Origin of the sequence: Methylobacterium sp. OAE515, assembly GCF_041806315.1 — a bacterium.
In the GTDB taxonomy this organism is placed as follows: domain Bacteria; phylum Pseudomonadota; class Alphaproteobacteria; order Rhizobiales; family Beijerinckiaceae; genus Methylobacterium; species Methylobacterium tardum.
This window is the reverse complement of record NZ_JBGMUV010000001.1, coordinates 2094940-2116093: the sequence shown is the minus strand read 5'-3', so window position 1 is coordinate 2116093 and position 21154 is coordinate 2094940. Positions and strand designations below refer to the sequence as shown.

Here is a 21154-nt window from a genome sequence, read left to right as displayed (position 1 = left end):
ATCCCATGTTTGCCAAGCGCTACAGGTTTCTGATCGCGTTCCTTCTGTTCATTGCGGGGATCATCAACTACATGGACCGCGCGGCGCTCGGCGTTGCGGCGCCGTTCGTCAAGCAGGACCTTAACCTGTCGCCCTCGGAGCTGGGGGTGATCTTCAGCACCTTCTTCTTCGGCTACGCGATCTTCGCCTTCGTGGGCGGCCAGCTCGCCGACCGCTACGGCCCGCGCAGCGTCTACAGCTGGGCCGCCGCCTCGTGGTCGATCCTGTGCATGCTCACCGGCGCGGTGACCGGCTTCGCCCAGATGTTCGTGGTCCGCGCCCTGTTCGGCTTCGCCGAGGGGCCGATGAACTCGACCACGAACCGGACCATCACCACGTGGTTCCCGCGCGAGGAGACCGCCCGGACGATCGGCTTCACCTTCTCGGGCCAGACCGTGGGCAGCGCCGTCGCGGCTCCCGTCGTCGGCCTGCTGGCGATCCAGTACGGCTGGCGGGTGGCGTTCGTCGCCATCGGCGCCGTCGGCCTGCTCTGGGTCGTGGCGTGGCGGCTCCTCATGACCGACCGGCCGCAGGACAATCCGCGGGTCGGCCCGGAGGAGATCGCCCTCGTCGAGCGCAGCCGGGCCGTGACCCATCTCGCGCCGTCCGATCACGCGCGGTCCCTGCGGGAGTACCTGTTCCTGCCCAGCACCCTGTCGCTGGGACTCGGCATGTTCGCGGTGAACTACACCCTCTACATCTTTCTCTCGTGGCTCCCGAGCTACCTGACTGACGCCCTGCACATGCCGGTGCAGCAGATGGCGCTCGTGGCCTCGATCCCGTGGGCCTGCGGCTTCGTCGGCTATGTCGGCGGGGGTATCGTTGCCGATCACCTGTACAAGCGCATGGGCGACAAGCTGGCCGCCCGGAAGCTCACCACGATCGTGCCGCTCGCCATCGCGGGCGTGGCGCTGATCGCCGTCAATGCCGCGCCGAACGCCGCCGCCGCCGTTGCGCTGATCGCGCTGGCCGTCCTGATGCTGACGAGCTCGGTGCAGTCCTGCTGGGCGACGATCCACGAGCTGGTGCCGGAGGCGCGGGTCGGTGGGGTGAGCGGCTTCATCCACCTGCTCAGCAACATCTCGGGCATCGTCGGACCGACCGCGACCGGGCTCGCCGTCCAGTATCTCGGCGGCTACGCCAGCGCCTTCGTCATCGCCGCCCTGATCGCCGCAGCCGGCGTGATCGCCATGGCGATCTTCGTGCGCCGCCCCCGTCTTCCGGAAGCGGCCCATCCCCTGAATGCGGCCAAGACCGCCTGATCGAGACCGCCTGATCCCGGAGGGCCAGACCATGAGCACGCGTGCCGACACCGTCCCGCAGAAACCCGTCCTCCTGACCGGGGCCTCGGGCGCCCTCGGGCGCGTGCTCACGCGGGCGCTCGAAGAGCAGGGCTGGACGCTCCGACTCACCGACCGGGTGCCCTTCCCGGACCCGCTGCCTGAGGGATCGCGCTTCCAGCTCGCCGACCTTGAGGACGGGCCGGCGATCCTGCGGCTCGCGGAGGGCTGCGGCACGATCCTCCATTTCGGCGGGATCTCGGTGGAGCACCCGTTCGAGACGGTGATCGGCCCGAATATCCGCGGCCTCTATCACGCCTACGAGGCCGCGCGCCGCGAGGGCGCCCGGATGGTCTTCGCCTCCTCGAACCACGCCATTGGCTTCCACGAGCGGACCGAGGTGCTGGATGACGACTGCGCCCTGGCGCCGGACGGCTATTACGGCCTGTCTAAGGCGTACGGCGAGATGATGGGCGGCCTGTATCGCCACAAGCACGGCGTCGAGAGCGTCTTCCTGCGCATCGGCTCCTGCTTCCCCGAGCCGACCGATGCGCGGATGCTCGCCACGTGGCTCTCCTACGGCGACATGACCCGCCTGGTCATGCGCGCCACCCTGGCCCCGACCCTCGGCCCCTCCGGGACGGCCGTGATCTGGGGCGCCTCGAAGAACAGCCGCATGACCTGGTGGCGTCGGGACGGCCGCGAAACCATCGGCTGGGCGCCGCAGGACAGCGCCGATTCCTACGCGGCGGCGCTGGAGGGAAAAACCAGCGGCAACCCGGTGGCCGAGCGCTACCAGGGCGGCGGCTTCACCGCCCTCGACTATTCCCGCAGCGAACCTCCGCGGTGATGACAGGAGGATCGAACCGCCAATCCCCTTTCACCGCCCTCATCCTGAAGTGACCGCGAAGCGGGCTTCGAGGGAGGGCTCCAGGGATCGCAGCGCTCTCTGGACCCCTCCCTCGAGGCCTCCGCTGCGCTCCGGCACCTCAGGATGAGGCCGTAGGCGGGCAACCCAAGACACGCGTGTGCGACCCGGCGGAACGTCGGGCGACCGGCTCTCAGATGAAGTGATGAGACACGATATGGCAGACGAGCAGACCGCGACCCGATTGAAATGTGCCCTCGTGGTGCGGGGCGCCTTCGACGCGCACGTGGTGCCGGCCTTCGAGGCGGCCGGTGGCCGGGCGGCGATCCACTGGGCGCCGACTGCGGTGATCATGAAGGAGATTGAGGCCGGCGCCACCGCCGACGCGGTCTTCGTCCTGTCGGACGCCATGGACCGCCTGATAGCGGAGGGCAAAGTCGAGGCGGAGAGCCGGGTCGACGCGGTGCGCTCCCGCTACGGCATCGCCGTGAAGGCCGGGGCAAAGCACCCGGACATCTCGACCGTGGAGGCGCTCAAGCGGACACTGGTCGAGGCGCGCTCCGTCGCCTACTCGCGCACCGGCGCGAGCGGGATCTACTTCGCGGGGCTCCTGCCGCGGCTCGGGCTCGCCGAGGCGGTGAACGCCCGGGCGACCATCATCCCGCAGGGCTTCACGGCCGAGAAGCTGGTCTCCGGCGAGGCCGACATCGCGGTTCAGCAGATCAGCGAGCTGATGGTCGTGCCGGGCATCGAGGTGGTCGGCCCCCTCCCCGATCCGGTGCAGGAGATGACGACCTTCTCGGCCGCAATCATGCGCGGCGCGACCGACCGCGCGGGTGCCGCGCGCTTCCTCGCGGGCCTGACCACGCCGCAGGCCGCCGAGGCCTACCGGACCAGCGGCCTCGAACCGGCCTTCTGACCGGCGCGGCGACGATCCGGCGAAACCGGTCGAACAGAACGATGTCTCACGAGGAAACGATGCCCCCGAACGAACAGGACCGGATTGTCCGGCAGGTCTTCTTCAGGCTGATGCCGCTGCTCTTCATCGGCTACGTCATGGCCTATGTCGACCGGATCAATGTCGGCTTCGCGGCTTTGCGGATGAACGCCGATCTCGGCATCGGCCCGGCCGTGTTCGGCCTCGGCGCCGGGATCTTCTTCATCGGCTATTTCCTCTTCGAGGTGCCGAGCAACCTGATCCTGGAGAAGGTCGGGGCCCGGCGCTGGATCGCCCGGATCATGATCACCTGGGGCCTGCTCTCGGCGGCGATGATGTTCGTGCAGGGCTCGACGAGCTTCCTTGTCCTGCGCTTCCTGCTCGGCGCGGCCGAAGCCGGCTTCTACCCGGGCGTGATCCTCTACCTCACCTACTGGTTCCCCAAGGCCTACCGGGCGCGGATCTTCGGCGCCTTCGCGGTGGGGATCCCGGTCTCCCTGGCGATCGGCGCACCGCTCTCGACCTCGATCATGCAGCTCGACGGGCTCCTGGGCCTCAAGGGCTGGCAATGGCTGTTCCTGCTGGAGGGCGTGCCCACCACCCTGTTCGGCTTCGTCTTCCTCGCCCTCATCCCCGACCGGCCCAAGGACGCAGCGTGGCTGGCGCCGGCGGACCGCACCGCCCTGCAGGCGGTGATCGACGCCGAGCAGCGGGCGGTCGCGGCCACCCACGGAACCAGCCTGCGCAAGGCCTTCGCCGACCCGCGGCTGATGGCCCTGTCGTTCATCTACTTCGCCAATACCGGCGCCAATCTCGGGCTGGCGTTCTTCCTGCCGCAGATCCTCAAGAGCACCGGCCTGTCCGACATGCAGACCGGCCTGATGACCGCGGTTCCTTACGTGTTCGGGGTGGTCGGCGGCCTGACCATCGGCTGGATCTCTGACCGCACCAACGACCGCCGGGTGACGCTGGCCAGTGCCCTGATGCTCACGGCGGCGGGTCTGGCGCTCGCGGGTTTCGCCACGGGCTCGCTTTGGGCGGTGGCCTTCATGGCGGTGGCGGCAGCCGGCCTCTACGGCGGCAAGGCGCCGTTCTGGGCGCTGCCGCCGGTCTTCCTCTCCGGCAGCGCGGCGGCCGGCGGCATCGCGCTGATCAACTGCGTGGGCAATCTCGGCGGCTTCGTCGCGCCGTCCATCGTCGGCTGGATCCGCGAGACCAGCGGCAGCTTCGAGGCCGGACTGTACTTCCTGGCAGCACTGGCCTTCTCGGCGGTGATCGTGACCCTGCTGGTGGTCAATGCCCGCTTCGGCGATGCCCGCCAGCCGGCGCCGGTTCCAGGCCCGGCGGTGGTGCCGCGCACCTGACGCAATCCGCGTGGGGATCGCTCCCAGATCCCCACCCGCGACGCCGAAGTCGCCCTAGGGTTCGCCATCCCGGGTTCGCGACCGCAAAAAAGTCCTTATGCTCGTGCTGTCCGGACACCTCATCCCGTCGGACCGGATCGCGCCCTCCATGCTGAAGACAGCCTTCGTTGCCGCCCGCGACCGCCAGCGGCTGTCCGAGATCGCGACGATCCTGATCGGCTTCGGCGTCACGCGGGTCGTCGACCGCCTCGGCCTGCGCTATCTGCCGCTGCTGCCGCGCCGCCAGCCCCGGCTCGACGTCACCCGCCTGTCCGAGCCCGAGCGCCTGCGGCGGGCGATCGAGGCGCTGGGTCCGACCTTCATCAAGTTCGGGCAGGTCCTGGCGAGCCGGCCCGACCTCCTGTCGCCCGCCTGGACCGAGGAGCTGCAGAAGCTTCACAGCCAGGTCGTACCAGTCACGTGGGAGCAGATCGGGCCGCAGCTCGAGCAGGATCTCGGCGGCTCGCCGCTGGAAGTGTTCGCCGAGTTCGACACCAACCCGATCGCCTCGGCCTCGATCGCCCAGGTCTACCGGGCGCGCCTGCACTCGGGCGAGGACGTGATCGTCAAGGTCCTGCGCCCGAACCTGCGCAAGATCATCGAGGCGGATCTGCGCCTGATGGCGCACGGCGCCCGCATCGTCGAGAACGAGTGGCCCGACATGGCCCGCTATCAGCCGCGGGAGCAGATGCGCCACCTCGCAGAAGGGTTGAACGGCGAGCTCGACCTCCTCAACGAGGCGCGCAACTGCGAGCTGCTGGCCCAGATCTTCGAGGGCCGCGACGACATCGTCTTCCCGAAGATCCACTGGGAGTACTGCTCCGAGCGCGTGCTCGTGCAGGACTTCATCCACGGCATTCCGCCGAACGACGAGGCGGCCTTGAAGGCGGCCGGTGTCGACAAGAAGCTGCTGGCCCAGAAGGGAACCGACGCCTTCCTGCGGATGGCGCTGATCGAGGGCCTGTTCCACGCCGACCCGCATCCCGGCAACATGCTGGCACTGCCGGGCAACCGCATCGGCTTCATCGATTTCGGCATCATCGGCCGGCTGTCGCAGCGGCGGCGCTCCCAGCTCCTTGTGCTGATCGGCGCCATGCTCAAGCAGGACGCCGACGGCCTGATGGCCGTGCTTCTGGACTGGACCGGAACCAGCAATCCGGACCTGACCCGCCTCCAGGTCTCGGCCCAGTCCTTCGTGGAGAGCCACTCCTCGATCCCGCTCAATCTGGGGCTCGTGCTCACCGACTTCATGAACATGGCCCGCGAGAACGATCTCGCGATGCCCACCGATCTCGCCATCCTGTTCAAGGGGCTGGTCACCGCCGACGGCGTGATGCGCCACCTCGACCCGGATTTCGACCTGTTCGCCGCGGCCGGTCCCACGGTCCGGGCGAGCATGCAGACGCAGTTCTCGCTCTCCGCCCTCAAGCAGAAGGCCGAGGCTCTGGGCGTCGGTCTCTACGGGGCCGCCTCGGAGCTCCCGACGCTGATCCACCTGATGCTGGTGCGCCTCAAGCAGGGCCGCGTCACGGTCGAGATCGAGGTCAAGGGGCTCGACAAGGTCACCCGCGGCATCGAGCGCGCCGCCGCCCGCGTCGCCGTGGCGCTTGTGGTCGCCGCCTTCGCCACCCAGCTCGCCCCGCGGCTGATCGACCTCGGCACGCCGGTGTTCGTGTCGATTGGATTAATTATTTTCGTGCTCGGGATCGGCTGGCTCGTGCTGCTGATGCGTAACAAGTAGACGACTTGATCGCCGATCTTGTTACAAACCTAAGTTATGACTCCGCGGCGAATACCGGGCTCGTTTGATTATCGTCCGCGGCGTGTTAGCGTAACTCATCCAACGATTCGCCGGGTCGCGGACGAGGTATGCACCAGAAGCGGTTAAACCGTCGGTGTAGCCGAGTTCTCGACAATCCGTCGCCGCGCCCTGCCATCGGTGGAAGGCTGGCGGCGCGCCGCGCACAGGCGCCTGCCGGAACCAGAGGGGGCGGGCGATGGATGCGGGCATCGTGTTGCCGTGGACCGATGGGGCGACGCGCCGCCTCGGCGCGCTCGAAGCAGAGAACATCCGCCTCCGGGACCTGCTGACGCAGGCGACCGCGCAGGCTGACCGGGAGCGCCAGCGCAGCCGGCGGCTCGGTCGCATTATCGAGGCAGCAAGCCGGGTCGAGGCCGGCCGCCTCGCTGCCGGGCGCGAACCGCCCCCGCCGGGTCCGACGCGGCGCTCAGGCTCGGACATGACTTCGGGCCATGACCAACGGGCGCCACGTTCCGCACGGCATCAGGCGGCCAACGATTACCTCGAGCTGCTCGACTGCGACGGCCGCCTGATCACGGGCAGCGAGGATGGGCCGGCGCTCTTCGGCCTGTGCGAGGAGACGGACGCGGTCGGTCGCCTGTGGATGGAGATCTGGACCCGTCCGGAGGATCGCGAAGCCGCGGCGGCCGCCCTGGACCGGGCCCGCGCGGGCCGACCGAGCCGCTTCCAGGCGGAGCTGGAGACCGGCGGCACGGTGCGATGGTGGGACGTCGCCGTCACGCCGCTCGGCGCGACGCCCGATCGGTCGGAGCGCATCCTCGCGGTGTCGCGCGACATCACCGAGCTGAAGCTGACCGAGTCCCGGCAGGCGCTTCTGATGCAGGAGTTGGCGCATCGGATGAAGAACACCATGGCCCTGGTCCAGGCTGTCGCGGCCCAGACCATGCGCAACGCGGTGTCCCTGGAAGCGGCCGGTGAGGCGCTGTCGGCGCGGCTGCTGGCCCTCGCCAAGGCGCACGACGTGCTGCTTCAGGGCTCCTTCGCCCGGGCCTCCCTGACCGACCTGGTGGACGGAGCCGTCTCCCTGCACGGCGACGGCGTCCTGGGTCGGTTCGCGGTCGCAGGCCCCGAACTGACCTTGAGCGCGCGCCACGGCCTGACCCTGGCGCTCATGCTGCACGAGCTCGGGACCAACGCCACCAAGTACGGCGCGCTCTCCGTAGCGGCCGGTCGGGTCGGCATCACCTGGGAGGTGACCGAGACGGAGCGCGGTCCGGCTCTGCGGTTCCGCTGGGAAGAGACCGGTGGACCGCCGGTCGTCCCTCCGACGCGAACCGGATTCGGGACCCGCCTGATCGCCAGGAGTCTCGCCCACGGCTTCGGCGGGACGGCAACGCTCCTGTACCCGCGCACCGGGGCCGTCCTGACCTTCGAGGCGCCGCTCGACGCCGTGGTGGCGGCTTGACCAGGGACCGGTGTCTCGCGGTTCCCGGCCGCATGGTCGGACGTGACGTTCGGATGGGCGATGCGGCGGACCCGTTACCCGGTCGCCAGCCGGATCGACGGTTCCACCGCGGGCCGCATGTCCCGGAGAGCCGTGATCGTCCGGTCGCGGAGGATTCTAAGGTCGATCAGCGAGCCCGTGATGTCGTCGCCCGCCTTGGCGGCCTCCTCGAGACCGCGGCATGCCAGAGACAGGGGTGTGCAGCCGAGCATGCCCGACATGGACACGAGGGTATGCGCCTCGCGCCCGTACTCGGCCGGTCCGCTATCGGGGCCCTCGAAGGCGGTGACGAGGCTGGCGACGAACCGGTCGAGGATACGGACGAGCTTGTCCCGGCCGATCGCGGCCGTGAGCTCGTCGAGCGCATCCCGATTCACCAGCGCGTGTGACACCGTCCGTCTCCGGTACCGGGCATGATGCGAGGGTGGTCCACCCTCGGGCTCTTGCCCCGGGAACGCGGTCACGCGGACCCTGTCGCCGCCTGTGCCACGTTTTGAAAAAGAAGCGTAATCTTCCAGCGGAACCTGCGCAGAACCGCGCTGATTTGCAAGCACTGTCGCGAAGCTATTTAGGCGCCGCACCCCGATTTCGGACGCCGGCTTCACCGTAAAGTTGCATTGGTTACCTCAATGAAGCCGGTGCTTGTCCACGACTTCTGCCGACGGATTGGTGGCCGCCGCGACGGGCGGTGCTAAGCATTCGAATCAGGCGGCGCACAACCGTCGAGGAGCGCGCAGCTTGTCTGACCGGACGGCACCGTGACAGCCTACAGCCTGCGTGCGCGGCTTCTTGCCCTGTGGGTGCTGCTGCTGACCTCCGCGGCCGCGACGGCCTACCTCATGTACGGCGTCTACAATCAGTCGACCGGCGTGCAGGTGGCTCAGGCGGAGGTCGCGGTGGCGCGGGCCTGTCGCGCGATCATCGACCGATACGCCGCGCTGGTCCGCAACCGTGGGGCGCGGACGGCGGAAGGTGACCTCGCCGACGTGGTCGAGGGGGCGCTCGGCGGTTTCGGAGGTGTCGAAGGCGGAGTCTGGAGCGCTTCGGACGGTTCGATCGCCTATGCCTATCCCACCTACGAAGGGACCGGACCGAAGACGGATCTCCCGGCGGCCGAGCGCGAGACGATCGCCGCCGTCAACGCCCAGGCGTTGCGCGTCGACCATGCGGTGCCGCAACGTCGGCCGAGCCGCACGCAGGTGCTGCTACTTCATGCCTGTCCCATGCACGGACCCGAGCCCGGGCTGACCGCCTGGACCATGGGCCGCGCCCGCGTCAACGACGGCCCCACCTACACGCGCTTCCTGGCGGGACTCGGCTTCCTCACCGCCACGGTGCTCGGGTCGGCGGCCTTTCTCGGATGGTTCCTGTACGGGTTTTCCGGCCGGATCGCGCGGCTCGAAGCCGCGCTCGCGACCCAGCCGGACGGTGAGGATCTGCCTCGGCTCGAACCGACCGGCGAGCGCGAACTCGACCGCCTGGTCGATGCCCTGAATGCGGCGGGCGGGCGCCTCCGGGACGCGCGGGCGCGGATCGTGGCCGCCGAGCGTCTGGCCACCGCCGGCCGGCTGGCGGCGAGCATCGCGCACGAGATCCGCAACCCGATCGCCGCGATGCGGCTCAAGGCCGAGAACGCCCTGGCTAGCGGTGACTCGAACCGGGCCGCCCTGGCCCTCGAAGCCATGCTCGGCCAGATTGCGCGAGTGGACACGCTTTTGCGCGACCTCCTCAACTTGACCCAGGCGCGGCCGCTCCACCGGACGCCCACCGCGATCGCACAGCTGCTCGCCGAATGCGCGCGCCTGCACGAGGATCTCGCGACCGCCCGCAACGTCCGGATCGAAACCGTGTCGGACGGTCTGCCAGAGTCGGACCACCCGCATATCGACCGGGTCCAGGTCGCGCGCGCGCTCGACAACCTGCTGCTGAACGCGCTCCAACACACGCCCGCCGGCGGCCGTGTCCGCCTCGGAGCCGCGCGGGACACGGTCGATGGAACGATGCGTCTGCGGCTTCGCGTCAGCGATACCGGTCCCGGGGTCGATCCCGCGATCCACCCCAGCCTGTTCGAGCCGTTCGTCACGGGCCGCCCCGACGGGACCGGCCTCGGCCTCGCGATCGTGCGCGAGATCGCGCTGGCGCATCGTGGCACAGCCAGGCTGGTCGAGAACGCGCCGGAGACCACCTTCTGTCTGGACCTGCCATGGCGACCATCCTGATCGTCGACGACGACCGAGCCCTCCGCGAAGGCCTCACCGAGACCGTGGCCGACCTCGGCCACACGCCCGTGCCGGCGGCGTCCGGCTCGGAGGCGCTCGCGCGGCTGCAGGAAGGCCCGGTGGCGGCCGTACTCCTCGACCTACGGATGCCCGGCGATCTCGACGGTATGGCCACGCTGGAGCGGATCTGCGCGCTGCCGGACCGGCCACCCGTGACCGTCCTGACCGCCTTCGCAAGCCCGGCCAACACGATCGAGGCGATGCGCCTGGGCGCCCATGACCATCTCACCAAGCCGATCGGCCGCTCGGACCTCGCCGCCGCCCTCGACGCGATGCTGGCGCATGCCCAGCCGGACGCGGCCGCTCAAGCCGCGCATGCGGGCCATCCGGGTCTCGTCGGATCGAGCGAAAGCATGCGGCGGGTGCAGAAGACCATCGGTCTCGTGGCCGACACCGCGTCCACCGTGCTGATCCGCGGCGAGACCGGCACCGGCAAGGAGGAGGTGGCACGTGCCCTCCACGCCTTCTCGCGACGGCGGGCGCGGCCGTTCATCCCGGTGAACTGCGCGGCCATCCCGGGAGACCAGCTGGAGAGCGAGCTGTTCGGCCACGTCCGCGGCGCCTTCGCCGGGGCGACCGCGGACCGCGCGGGGGCCTTTCATCAGGCTGAGGGCGGCACGCTGTTCCTGGACGAGATCGGCGACATGCCGGCGGCCATGCAGGCCAAGATCCTGCGCGTCATCCAGGATTGCGTCGTGACGCCGCTCGGCGGCCGTTCCACCCGGATCGATGTCCGTCTCGTCGCCGCCACGCATCGCGACCTGCCTGCGCTCGTGGCCGAGGGCGGTTTTCGGGCCGACCTGTACTACCGGCTCAACGTCGTGCCGATCGACCTGCCGCCCTTACGCGAGCGCCTCGCCGACATCGTGCCGCTCGCCGAGCATTTCCTGGCCCCGTCGGGCAAGCGCCTGAGCGGCGGCGCGGCATCCCGCCTGCTGGCCTATGACTGGCCGGGGAACGTGCGCGAGTTGCGCAACGTGGTGGAGCGGGCGGCCGTGCTGGTGCGCTGTGGCGTAATCGCGGCCGACGACATCGACCTGCCGGCGGCCCGGCCCGAGCGGCGAGCCGGTGACGGATCACTTCAGGACTGGCTCTCCGGCGACCTGCCCGGAGCCGTAGCACGGCTGGAGCGGACCATGATCGCGGCCGCCCTGCGCGAGGCCGACGGCAACCGCGCCCGGGCAGCCCGCCGCCTCGGTATCCAGCGCCAGCTCCTCTACGCCAAGATCGAGCGCTACGGCCTCGGCACGCCGGGCGCCGACCTGTCGGGAGACACGACAGGGGATGTCGTGAATCCCGACGCTTCGGATCCCTCTGAGGCGGGCTAAGCCGCTCACGGTACACAGAATCTTGAGGCGGTGGGGTGCAGCCCGCAACCCGTGGGAACCGCAGGCCTGTGCGCGCGTCGAGCATCGCGGCGGGCCGGCGGATCATGTGTACTGGGCCTCGCCGTCGATCGGGGGATCGAGGCACGATGGACAGGATCGACGGGGGCCGGCAGGCCCGGACTGCGCGCGTGCGGACCGCCGACACCAAAGCCCTGCGCGGGCTGGACGCGTTGAACTTCTTCCTCGCCGACGTGCGCGACGGCCTCGGCCCCTACCTCGCCATCTATCTCATCGCGGTGCGCGGCCCCGATCAGGGCTGGAACGAGGCCACGACCGGCCTCGTCATGACGATCGCGGGCATCCTCGGCATCGTCGCGCAGACGCCGGCGGGCGCGCTGATCGACGCGACCAACCACAAGCGCGCCGTGGTGATCGGCGGCGCGATCGCGGTGACGGCGAGCTGCCTCGTCCTGCCGTTCATCGCGAACTTCTATCTCGTGACCGCGACACAATCGATCGCCCACGTCGCCGGGACGATCTTCCCGCCGGCGCTGGCCGCGATCACGCTGGGCCTCGTCGGCCCGAAGATGTTCGCCAAGCGGATCGGCCGCAACGAGGGCTTCAATCATGCCGGCAACGCGGTCTCGGCCGCGGTCGCGGGCGGGCTGGCCTACTTCTTCGGGCCGGTCGTGGTGTTCTGGCTGATGGGGGTGCTGGCAGCACTCTCGATCGGCGCCATGCTGATGGTGCCGGCCGACGCCATCGACAACGACCTCGCCCGCGGCATGACCGATGACGAGGCGCAGACGCAGGAGAAGCCATCGGGCCTCGCCACCCTGCTGCAGAACCGGGCGCTGCTGCTGTTTGCGGTGCTGTGCGCGATCTTTCACCTCGCCAACGCGGCGATGCTGACCTCCGTCGGTCAGCTCCTCACGCACCTGTCGGGCAAGGATCACGCGACCTCGCTGATCGCCGTCTGCATCGTGGCGGCGCAGTGCGTGATGGTGCCGGTGGCGATCTTCGTGGGCGCCAAGGCCGACGTGATCGGCCGCAAGCCGATCTTCCTGGCGGCCTTCGGAGTCCTGGCGCTCCGCGGCGTGCTCTACACGATGTCGAACAATCCGTTCTGGTTGGTGGGCGTGCAGCTTCTCGACGGGATCGGCGCCGGCGTCTACGGCGCGCTGTTCCCGATCGTGGTGGCCGACCTCACCCGCGGCGGCGGTCGCTTCAACGCGGCCCAGGGCGCGGTCGCGACCGCACAGGGGATCGGCGCATCCCTGAGCGCGACGCTCGCCGGCGTGATCATCGTGTCGGCGGGCTATTCCACGGCCTTCCTGGCGCTCGCGGCCATCGCGGCGCTGGGCTTCGTGCTCTACCTCATGCTGATGCCCGAGACCCGCGGCAGCGGCGCAAGCGAGCCGGAGAGCGACGGGACTCTACCGCCGGCCGTGCCGGCGAGCGCCTGAGTGGCGGATATTCGGGGGCTCCTTCGCCGACCCTGTCTTTGCGAGCGCAGCGAGGCAACTCAGGGTACCGCGCCATCGCGAGGGTGGCACTGCTGGACAGCTTCGCGCCGCTCGCAGACGCGAAGAGGCAGCCGCAGCGGCGATGCTGACGGTGTCCCCCTCCCGCGGGGCGGCCTCAGAGGGCGGCGGTCATAACTGGATTCGGCGGCATCGCCGCGACCGTCGCCTCCGGCGGGGCCTTGCGCGAGACGTAGTAGAGATCGATGGCGCGCCAGAACGCGCCCTGCTCCTCGACCGAGCGGCGCGCGAGGGAGCTCTCGAGGATCGTCATCGCGGCCCGCGCGGGCTCGCTCCGCTCGAGTTCCTCGAGCAGGCCGGCGAGATGCAGCATGGGGGCTTACCTCCGAACGGACAGCAACCCCTAACAACGCCCGAGCTTGCCGAACGATCCAGAGTCCGCGCGCGGCCGCATCCCGCACGATCCTTGCCTCGCGCGGAAGCGCGGCTACCATCGCGGCGCCGAGTCTGACTCGCTTTCCTTCAACCATCGAGGATCACCGATGTTCTCAAGCCGAAGCGGCGCGGCTCTTACCGCGCGCGGAGCGGTGTTCGCGCTGGCCCTGGCCAGCACGCTCGGGGCGGGTCCGCTCCTCGCCCGCGAGATGCCCGAGGCCGGCACGGCGGCGGCGGCGAAGAAGCCGAACGTCGTGATCCTCGCCACCGGCGGCACGATCGCGGGCGCCGGGGCGGATGCCGCCAACAGCGCCACCTACACGGCCGCCAAGGTTCCGGTCGACAAGCTGATCGCCGCCGTGCCCCAGATGAGCGCCGTCGCCAACGTGCGCGGCGAGCAGGTCTTCCAGATCGCCTCGGAGAGCTTCACGGATGCGCAGCTCGTCCAGCTCGGGAAGCGCGTGTCCCAGCTGCTGAAGCAGGACGACGTCGACGGCGTGGTCATCACCCACGGCACCGACACCCTGGAGGAGACGTCGTTCTTCCTCGACCTCGTAGTGAAGAGCGACAAGCCGATCGTGGTGGTCGGCTCGATGCGGCCCTCCACCGCGATCTCGGCGGACGGCGCCCTCAACCTGCTGGACGCCGTGACGGTGGCCGCCAGCAAGGAGGCGATCGGCCAGGGCGTCACCGTCACGATGAACGACACCATCCACTCCGGCCGCGACGTGACCAAGCGGACCAACGTCGTGCCGAGCGCCTTCTACAGCCAGTGGGGACCGCTCGGCATGGTGATCGAGGGCAAGACCTACTTCTTCCGCTCCCTGTCGAAGCGCCACAACACGAGCTCGGAATTCGACATTGACCAGATCGACAGCCTGCCTCTGGTGGGCATCGTCTACGGCTCGGGCAACATGATCCCGGGCGTCTACGAAGCCGAGGTCCAGGCGGGCGCCAAGGCCATCGTCAACGCGGGCACCGGCAACGGCTCGGTGGCGGGCTACCTCGTCGACAAGCTCAAGGACATCCGGTCCAAGGGCACGCTCGTCATCCGCTCCTCGCGGGTGCCGGACGGCCTCGTCCTGCGAAACGCCGAGCAGCCCGACGACAAGTACGACTGGGTGGTCGCGCACGACCTGAACCCCGCCAAGGCCAAGATCCTGGCCGCGGTGGCGCTCACCAAGACCAGCGACACCAAGGAGTTGCAGCGGATCTTCTGGGAGTATTGAGCCCGGCGACGTGCCACGTCTTCCAAGCTCGGCCGCACCCTGTAGCACGCCGCGAAGGAGCCCCGACGCGGCGTGCTGACGCCGGACGATGGCGTCGAGGCTGCCGTCTTTGCGAGCGGAGCAGAGCAATCCAGTAGCGCCACGCCGTCGGGGGTCGCGCCGCCCTGGGTCACTTCGCTCCGCTGGTGACGCCTTTGCGGACGGCGTCGGTCGGGAGCGCCAACCGGAGCCGACAAGACTTGGGGCTTCCTTGACGGCCTATCGCTGCTGCCACCGGAACCCGCCCCGGGTTACATCCCACGGCGCACCCCTTAGATACCGGCCTGCGCCGCGGTTGCGCGGGCCGAACCGAATCGCGGCCTTGGCCCTACCCGTCGGCATCGATCCTGGAGGAACGAGCATGACCGAGCTTCATCCCGAAGTCGCGGCGGTCACCGAGCGCGTGGTGGCGCGCTCCCGCGAGACCCGGCGTGCCTATCTCGACCTGATCGCCCGCGAGCGCGAGGCGGGAGTCCGGCGCGGCAAGCTCGCCTGCGGCAACCTCGCCCACGGCTTCGCGGCATCCGGCGAGGATAAGGCGGCGATCCGCGACGAGCGGACGGTGATGAACATCGGTGTCGTCACCGCCTACAACGACATGCTCTCGGCCCATCAGCCCTACGGACGCTACCCGGACCAGATCAAGCTGTTCGCCCGGGAGCGCGGCGCGACCGCCCAGGTGGCGGGCGGCACGCCCGCCATGTGCGACGGCGTCACTCAGGGCCAGACCGGCATGGAGCTGTCGCTGTTCTCCCGCGACACCATCGCCCTGTCGACCGCCGTGGCGCTGAGCCACGGCATGTTCGACGGCGCGGCGCTGCTCGGCATCTGCGACAAGATCGTGCCGGGCCTGCTGATCGGCGCGCTGCGCTTCGGCCACCTGCCGACGATCCTGATCCCGGCCGGGCCGATGCCGTCGGGTCTCGCCAACAAGGAGAAGCAGCGGATCCGGCAGCTCTACGCCGAGGGCAAGGTCGGCCGGGCGGAGCTGCTCGAATCCGAGTCTGCCTCCTATCATTCAGCCGGCACCTGCACGTTCTACGGCACCGCTAACTCGAACCAGATGATGATGGACATGATGGGCCTGCACATGCCGGGCGCGTCCTTCATCAATCCCGGCACGAAGCTGCGGCAGGCCGTGACCCGCGCGGCGATCCACCGGCTCACCGAGATCGGCGCGGCCGGCAACGATTACCGGCCGCTCGGCCTGTGCGTCGACGAGAAGGCGATCGTGAATGCCGCGGTCGGCCTGCTGGCTACGGGCGGCTCGACCAACCACGCGATCCACCTGCCGGCCATCGCCCGCGCCGCCGGCATCGTGATCGACTGGGAGGATATCGACCGCCTTTCCAGCGCCGTGCCGCTGATCGCCCGGGTCTATCCGAACGGGGCCGGCGACGTGAACCACTTCCATGCCGCGGGCGGCATGAGCTTCGTGATGGCCGCGCTGCTCGATGCCGGCCTCCTGCACGACGACATCCTGACGGTGGCGGGCCAGTCGCTGCGCGACCACGCCCGCGACCCGAAGCTCGCCGAGGAGGAGCTGGTCTTCGAGGATGCCGTGCCGGAGAGCCTCGACGACACGATGCTCCGCCGGCCCGAGAACCCGTTCCAGCCGGACGGCGGCATGCGGCTGGTGAAGGGCAATCTCGGCCGGGCGACCTTCAAGACCAGCGCCGTGGAGGAGCAGCGCCGGACCATCGAGGCCCCCGCCCGGGTCTTCTCGGATCAGGACGAGGTGCTCAAGGCGTTCAAGGCCGGCGAGCTGGAGCGGGACGTCGTGGTGGTGGTCCGCTTCCAGGGCCCGAAGGCGAACGGCATGCCGGAGCTGCACAAGCTTACGCCGCCGCTCGGTGTGCTGCAGGACCGCGGCCACAAGGTCGCCCTGGTCACGGACGGGCGCATGTCAGGGGCGTCGGGCAAGGTTCCGGCCGCGATCCACGTGAGCCCCGAGGCGCTCGGCGGTGGCCCGATCGGTCGGATCCGCGATGGCGACGTCGTCCGTCTCAGCGCCGCCGAGGGGCTGCTGGAAGTGCTGGTTGGCGACGACGAGCTGGCCGCGCGCGCGGAGGCCGTCGCACCGGCACCCGCACAGGGCACCGGGCGCGAGCTGTTCGCGTTCATGCGCCATGGGGCCGACACGGCCGAGCGCGGCGCTTCGGCGATGCTCGCCGCCGCCGGCCTCTGAAACCGCACAGGAGGTGCCGACCATGAACGATCTGACCAGCATCGACGCTCTGATGCGTTCCGTGCCCGTCATTCCGGTCCTGGTGATCGACGACGTGGCCCATGCGCGGCCCGTCGCCGAGGCCCTGGTGAAGGGCGGCCTCACCGCCCTCGAGGTCACCCTACGCACGCCCGCCGCCCTCGACGTCATCCGGGAAATGACCCGGGTCGAGGGCGCGGTCGTCGGGGCCGGGACGGTGCTCAATCCCCGCGACCTGGAGAACGCGCTCGCGGCGGGCGCCGAATTCATCGTCTCGCCCGGCCTGACCGAGCTGCTGACCGACGCCGCCAAGGCCAACGGCGTGCCCTATCTGCCGGGCGTCGCCACGGCGGCCGACATCATGCGCGGCCTGGATCACGGGCTCGACCGGTTCAAGTTCTTCCCGGCCGAGGCGGCCGGCGGGATCAAGGCGCTGAAGGCGCACGCGGCGGTGTTCGGCGCGGTGCGGTTCTGCCCGACGGGCGGGATCACCGAGGCGACCGCCCCCGACTGGCTGGCGCTTCCCTCGGTGCTCTGCGTCGGGGGCAGCTGGGTGGTGAAACCCGGCACGCCGGATCCGGCGGCGATCGCGCAGGCGGCCCAGGCGGCCGCGGGGTTGCGGACGGCGTAAACGCAGCGACCGCCGTCTTCGCACGCGGAGCGAAGCGATTCAGGGCCGCGCCACATCTCGAAGATGTCGCGCTGCCCTGGGTCACGTCGCTACGCTCGTGATGACGGGGAGTTCACGGCGCCGGTGTCGATCAACAAGAGACCGGATGGCTGAGTGGCCGGACAAGGCTCCCCTCCCCGTAGGGAGAAGAGCACTGGTGGGGCCCGCTACTCCGCCGGCAGCGGCTGCCGCTGGTCCCGTGGCGTGAACACCCCGCCCTTCGGCTCCAAGATGATGCGCCGGTCGTGGAAGGCCTCGAGCGTCGAGCGGTGGCCGATCGACACGATCGTCGTGCCCGGGAGCTTCTCGCGCAGCATCCGGTAGAGCGCCGCCTCTGAGGGCTCGTCCAGCGAGGCGGTCGCCTCGTCGAGGAACAGCCATTCCGGCTTGGCGAGCAGGGCGCGGGCAATGGCGAGGCGCTGCTGCTCGCCCCCCGAGAGCCGCCGCTCCCAGGTGTCGACCTCGTCGAGGCGGTCCACCAACGGGGCCAGCTGGGCCGCCGTCAGCGCATCCTTGATCGCCGCGTCGGAGAACTGGTCGACGGTGTTCGGGTAGACGACGGCGCCGCGCAACGTGCCCTGCGGGATGTAGGGCCGCTGCGGCAGCAGCAGCGCCGACTGACCGGCGGGCACGTCGACCCGGCCCTTGCCGAAGGGCCAGATCCCCGCGATCGCGCGGAACAGGGTCGACTTGCCCGAGCCGGACGGACCGGTGACCAGGGTCGCACCGCCGCGCGGCAGCGTCATCGCGTCGGCGGTGACGATCGGCCGCCCGTCCGGAAGCGCGAGGACGAGCCCGCGCGCGGTGACGTCGCCGGTGCTGTCGTTGCCCTGCACGAGCCCGTAGCCCGCCGCCTCCAGCGCCTCCGCCTTGGTCATCGCCCGGCGGAAGGAGCCGAGACGGATGGTGTTGGCCTTGTAGGCCGCCAGCGTCGTGTAGGAATCCACGAAGAACGACAGCGAGCTCTGCACCTGCCCGAAGGCCTGCGAGGTCTGCTGGAGCGCGCCCAGGGTGATCTTCTTGGCGAAGAACGAGGGCGCCGCCAGCACCATCGGGAAGATTACGCTGGCCTGCCGGTAGCTGAACGTGAAGGCGATCAGCTTGATGCGGCGGAAGATGATGCCGATGTAGTTGTCGATGACGCTGTGGAACAGCGTCGCGAGCCGCGAGGCCTCCGCCCGCTCGCCGCGCAGCAGCGCGATCTGCTCGGAATAGATGCGATTGCGGGCGAGCGCGAAGCGGAAATTCGCCTCGACCTGCTCCTGCCGGAAGTCGAGCCCGATGAGCGGCCGACCGATCAGATGGGTGAGCCAAGTGCCCACAACTGCGTAGGCGATCACCAGCCAGACGAGGAAGCCCGGGATCACCGCGTCGGTGAACGGCACGACGAAGTCGCGCGACAGGGTCCAGAGGATCACGATGAACGAGACGAGCTGTGCGGCTTGGCTGAGCAGCCGGATCGACAGCGTCGTGGTCTGCACGATGAAGCTGTTGACGTCGGCCTGGATGCGCTGATCCGGGTTGTCCGCCTCCTCGTCGGTGAACGGGATCCGGTAATGCGTGCCGTTGCCGAGCCAGCGCTCGTACAGGCTGTGGGTCAGCCACGTGCGCCAGCGGATCAGCAGCGAGGAATCCACGAACAGGTCGAACATGCCGATGGCGATGTTCATCGTGGCGAGCGGCACGAACACCCAGAGCAGCTGGTACCAGAAGGCGTTCGCGTCGTATTCCTGCAGTGAGTTGTAGATGTCGCGGTAGAAGAAATTGAACCGCAGCGTCAGCGCGACGTCGGCGAAGTTCACGAAGATCGAGAGCGCGACGAGGTTACGGCCGATCCGACCCTCGGTGGTGCCGAACCAGCGGAACAGGCCGATCTCCTTGGTCGGCTTGTCGCGGTTGGCGAAGTACGGGTCGGCGATGTTGGTGATCGCCCGGATCGGTTCGAGATACGAGATGCCGAGCACGATGGCGGCGAACACCACGGCGCCGGTGGCGGCGAAGGCCGGAGGCAGAAGCGCCGCGATCACCGGCGGCAGCAGGCCCATCGCTGCGATGGTCTTCGACCCGGCGAGCAGCAGGTAACCGACGCCGTAGACCGAGACGAAGACCTTCAGATAGGCCGAGATGCGGTTGGACGCGATCAGGATCGCCGCCATGGCGAAGCCGGCCAACGAGACGTAGAGCGGCGGGCTCGGGATACCGGGAACCGCCAGCAGGATCAGCGCGGCGACGGCCGTGAGCACGGCCTGGATTCCGAGCCCGGTCCTGAGTGCAGCCACGCGTCGATCCCCCGTCCCGTTCGCACCCGGTCAAGGGCGCAACCCGGCGGCCTTGGCCCCGGCTGATGGCGAGATAGTGGCACTGGCCCCGCGCTGTCGCGTGAAACTTTCGTCACGTTGCCGCGCTGCGGCGATTTAGGCCGTTGGCGCGCCTACCAGTTCCATTCCTCGAAGCCCGGCTCGCGGCACCGATAGCCGATCGGGCATTGCGGGTTGTCGCGGGTGGGGGCGAAGCGCAGCTCCGCGATCTCGGAGCCGCTGCACTGTCCGGGCCCGCTGACGAAGCGCTCTGGGGCAGCCCCCGCGACGATCACCACGTCGCCCTCGCCCTTCACCAACGCCATCGCCTCCGCGCAGCTCATCCGGGCGGTGACTGATCCGCGCGGCGCGCGCGGTTGCGCAAACGCCCCCGTCCCGGCCGCGACGGCGGCGAGGTGCGAGCACAGCAAAGCGAGGGCCAAAGGCCTCATCAAGAACGGATTCCAACACGGACCCGGGAAGAAAGCCCACGGGCATCGCACCATCCTGCACGGGCCGGCTGCCGGAGACTGTCACCGGAATGCGCCACCGCACGGCTTTCGCCGTCGGACCGCCGCAATCGGCGGATTATGAGATTTTCGGACCGCCGCGAAGCGTTGCACACTCCGAACCGGGGCCGCCTGCGCGGGCGACCCCGGCAAAGCGTCGCGAACGGCCTTCGGCACGCGTGTCCGGCGCCCGGCGTGCCGGTCGACCTGCGTCGGAGCCAAGGGATCCAACGATGTCCGCCCTCTCGATCCTTGACGTCTCTGCGGTGCGCGCCGCGCCCGTATCCCGGGAGCCCTACGCCTATACCCTCGGGAACAACGTGCTCAATCCGGACGCGATCGACGACATCCGGCGCGACTTTCCCAAGATCGGCAAGCCCGGTTACCTCACCGTCGACGAGGTCGCACTCAAGGGCCGGTTCAAGGCGCTGATCGACGAGCTGGAGAGCGACGAATTTTCCGCGATCCTCGGCGAGAAGTTCGGGATCGATCTGGTCTCGTGCCCGCGGCTCACGACGATCATGCGGCGCAGCCAGTTGAAATACGGCTCGATCCACACCGACGGCCCGTCGAAGGTGCTGACGCTCCTCGTCTACATGAACGACGTCTGGGACGCTCCCGCCGCGGGCCGCCTGCGGGTGCTCTACGACGGCAAGAACTACGAGCCTTTCGCGGTCGAGGTGCCCCCGACCATGGGCACGATGTTCGCCTTCCAGAGGGCCGACAATTCCTGGCACGGCCACGAGCCGTTCGAGGGCGAGCGACGCGTGGTTCAGGTCGCGTGGCTCAAGGACGCGTCGGAGCTGGAGCGCAAGCGCAAGCGCAACCGCACGGCGCAGTTCCTGAAAGGCATCTTCGGCCGCTGATCGGACATTTGGGGGGTGG

At 69.5% G+C, this 21154-nt stretch carries 17 protein-coding genes; 13 read left to right on the top strand and 4 right to left on the bottom strand.

The features are described from left to right. Positions 1 to 5: 5 nt before the first annotated feature. The 6 genes from ABIE45_RS10370 (at position 6) to ABIE45_RS10345 (ending at position 7754) form a co-directional block, all read left to right on the top strand. Entirely contained in the window at positions 6 to 1301 is a 1296-nt protein-coding gene (locus ABIE45_RS10370) for an MFS transporter (protein ID WP_192706639.1), read from the top strand. Between the two features lie 31 nt (positions 1302 to 1332). Further along, on the top strand, positions 1333 to 2169 hold the full coding sequence (locus ABIE45_RS10365) for an NAD(P)-dependent oxidoreductase (protein ID WP_192706638.1): 837 nt from the start codon (positions 1333 to 1335) through the stop codon (positions 2167 to 2169). A 235-nt stretch (positions 2170 to 2404) separates the two neighbouring features. Continuing rightward, complete coding sequence (locus tag ABIE45_RS10360) at positions 2405 to 3106, top strand: substrate-binding domain-containing protein (protein ID WP_192706637.1); 702 nt, start codon at positions 2405 to 2407, stop codon at positions 3104 to 3106. Between the two features lie 59 nt (positions 3107 to 3165). Then, positions 3166 to 4488: an MFS transporter gene (locus ABIE45_RS10355; protein ID WP_192706636.1), complete on the top strand. Its 1323-nt coding sequence runs from the start codon at positions 3166 to 3168 to the stop codon at positions 4486 to 4488. A 148-nt stretch (positions 4489 to 4636) separates the two neighbouring features. Further along, positions 4637 to 6268, top strand: a complete 1632-nt coding sequence (locus ABIE45_RS10350) for an AarF/ABC1/UbiB kinase family protein (protein ID WP_192706635.1) — start codon at positions 4637 to 4639, stop codon at positions 6266 to 6268. A gap of 256 nt (positions 6269 to 6524) precedes the next feature. After that, positions 6525 to 7754 carry a PAS domain-containing sensor histidine kinase gene (locus ABIE45_RS10345; RefSeq protein ID WP_192706634.1) on the top strand — a complete coding sequence of 410 codons (1230 nt, stop codon included), beginning with the start codon at positions 6525 to 6527 and terminating at the stop codon, positions 7752 to 7754. A gap of 74 nt (positions 7755 to 7828) precedes the next feature. Here ABIE45_RS10345 and ABIE45_RS10340 read toward each other — a convergent pair whose 3' ends face one another. Further along, positions 7829 to 8185: an Hpt domain-containing protein gene (locus tag ABIE45_RS10340; RefSeq protein WP_192706633.1), complete on the bottom strand. Its 357-nt coding sequence runs from the start codon at positions 8183 to 8185 to the stop codon at positions 7829 to 7831. A 366-nt stretch (positions 8186 to 8551) separates the two neighbouring features. Here ABIE45_RS10340 and ABIE45_RS10335 point away from each other — a divergent pair, with 366 nt between their 5' ends. From ABIE45_RS10335 to ABIE45_RS10325, 3 genes are all read left to right on the top strand, one after another. Further along, the gene (locus ABIE45_RS10335) at positions 8552 to 10012 is read left to right on the top strand and encodes a HAMP domain-containing sensor histidine kinase (protein WP_192706632.1); all 1461 of its coding nucleotides are present in this window, start codon (positions 8552 to 8554) and stop codon (positions 10010 to 10012) included. Further along, positions 9997 to 11400, top strand: coding sequence for a sigma-54 dependent transcriptional regulator (locus ABIE45_RS10330; protein ID WP_192706631.1), 1404 nt, complete (start codon positions 9997 to 9999; stop codon positions 11398 to 11400). Before ABIE45_RS10335 ends, ABIE45_RS10330 begins: the two co-directional genes overlap by 16 nt. A 146-nt stretch (positions 11401 to 11546) precedes the next feature. After that, positions 11547 to 12866 (top strand): MFS transporter, encoded by a 1320-nt coding sequence (locus ABIE45_RS10325; protein ID WP_192706630.1) that lies wholly within the window; start codon positions 11547 to 11549, stop codon positions 12864 to 12866. A 175-nt stretch (positions 12867 to 13041) separates the two neighbouring features. Here the strand turns inward: ABIE45_RS10325 and ABIE45_RS10320 are convergent, their stop codons facing one another. Next, entirely contained in the window at positions 13042 to 13257 is a 216-nt protein-coding gene (locus ABIE45_RS10320) for a hypothetical protein (RefSeq protein WP_192706629.1), read from the bottom strand. 169 nt (positions 13258 to 13426) lie between these two features. Between ABIE45_RS10320 and ABIE45_RS10315 the strand changes: the two genes are divergently transcribed. The 3 genes from ABIE45_RS10315 (at position 13427) to eda (ending at position 17424) form a co-directional block, all read left to right on the top strand. Then, positions 13427 to 14548: an asparaginase gene (locus ABIE45_RS10315; RefSeq protein WP_192706628.1), complete on the top strand. Its 1122-nt coding sequence runs from the start codon at positions 13427 to 13429 to the stop codon at positions 14546 to 14548. Positions 14549 to 14948: 400 nt separating this feature from the next. After that, on the top strand, positions 14949 to 16775 hold the full coding sequence (gene edd / locus ABIE45_RS10310) for a phosphogluconate dehydratase (RefSeq protein ID WP_192706627.1): 1827 nt from the start codon (positions 14949 to 14951) through the stop codon (positions 16773 to 16775). A gap of 22 nt (positions 16776 to 16797) precedes the next feature. After that, positions 16798 to 17424, top strand: coding sequence for a bifunctional 4-hydroxy-2-oxoglutarate aldolase/2-dehydro-3-deoxy-phosphogluconate aldolase (eda, locus tag ABIE45_RS10305; RefSeq protein WP_192706626.1), 627 nt, complete (start codon positions 16798 to 16800; stop codon positions 17422 to 17424). Positions 17425 to 17630: 206 nt separating this feature from the next. Here the strand turns inward: eda and ABIE45_RS10300 are convergent, their stop codons facing one another. After that, a complete protein-coding gene (locus ABIE45_RS10300; protein WP_192706625.1) occupies positions 17631 to 19742 on the bottom strand; it encodes an ABC transporter ATP-binding protein/permease in 2112 nt (703 codons plus the stop codon). Between the two features lie 152 nt (positions 19743 to 19894). Further along, positions 19895 to 20212, bottom strand: coding sequence for a hypothetical protein (locus tag ABIE45_RS10295; RefSeq protein WP_192706624.1), 318 nt, complete (start codon positions 20210 to 20212; stop codon positions 19895 to 19897). Positions 20213 to 20502: 290 nt separating this feature from the next. On the opposite strand from ABIE45_RS10295, the gene ABIE45_RS10290 reads away from it, so the two are divergent. Next, positions 20503 to 21135: a 2OG-Fe(II) oxygenase gene (locus ABIE45_RS10290; protein WP_192706623.1), complete on the top strand. Its 633-nt coding sequence runs from the start codon at positions 20503 to 20505 to the stop codon at positions 21133 to 21135. Positions 21136 to 21154 lie beyond the last annotated feature (19 nt).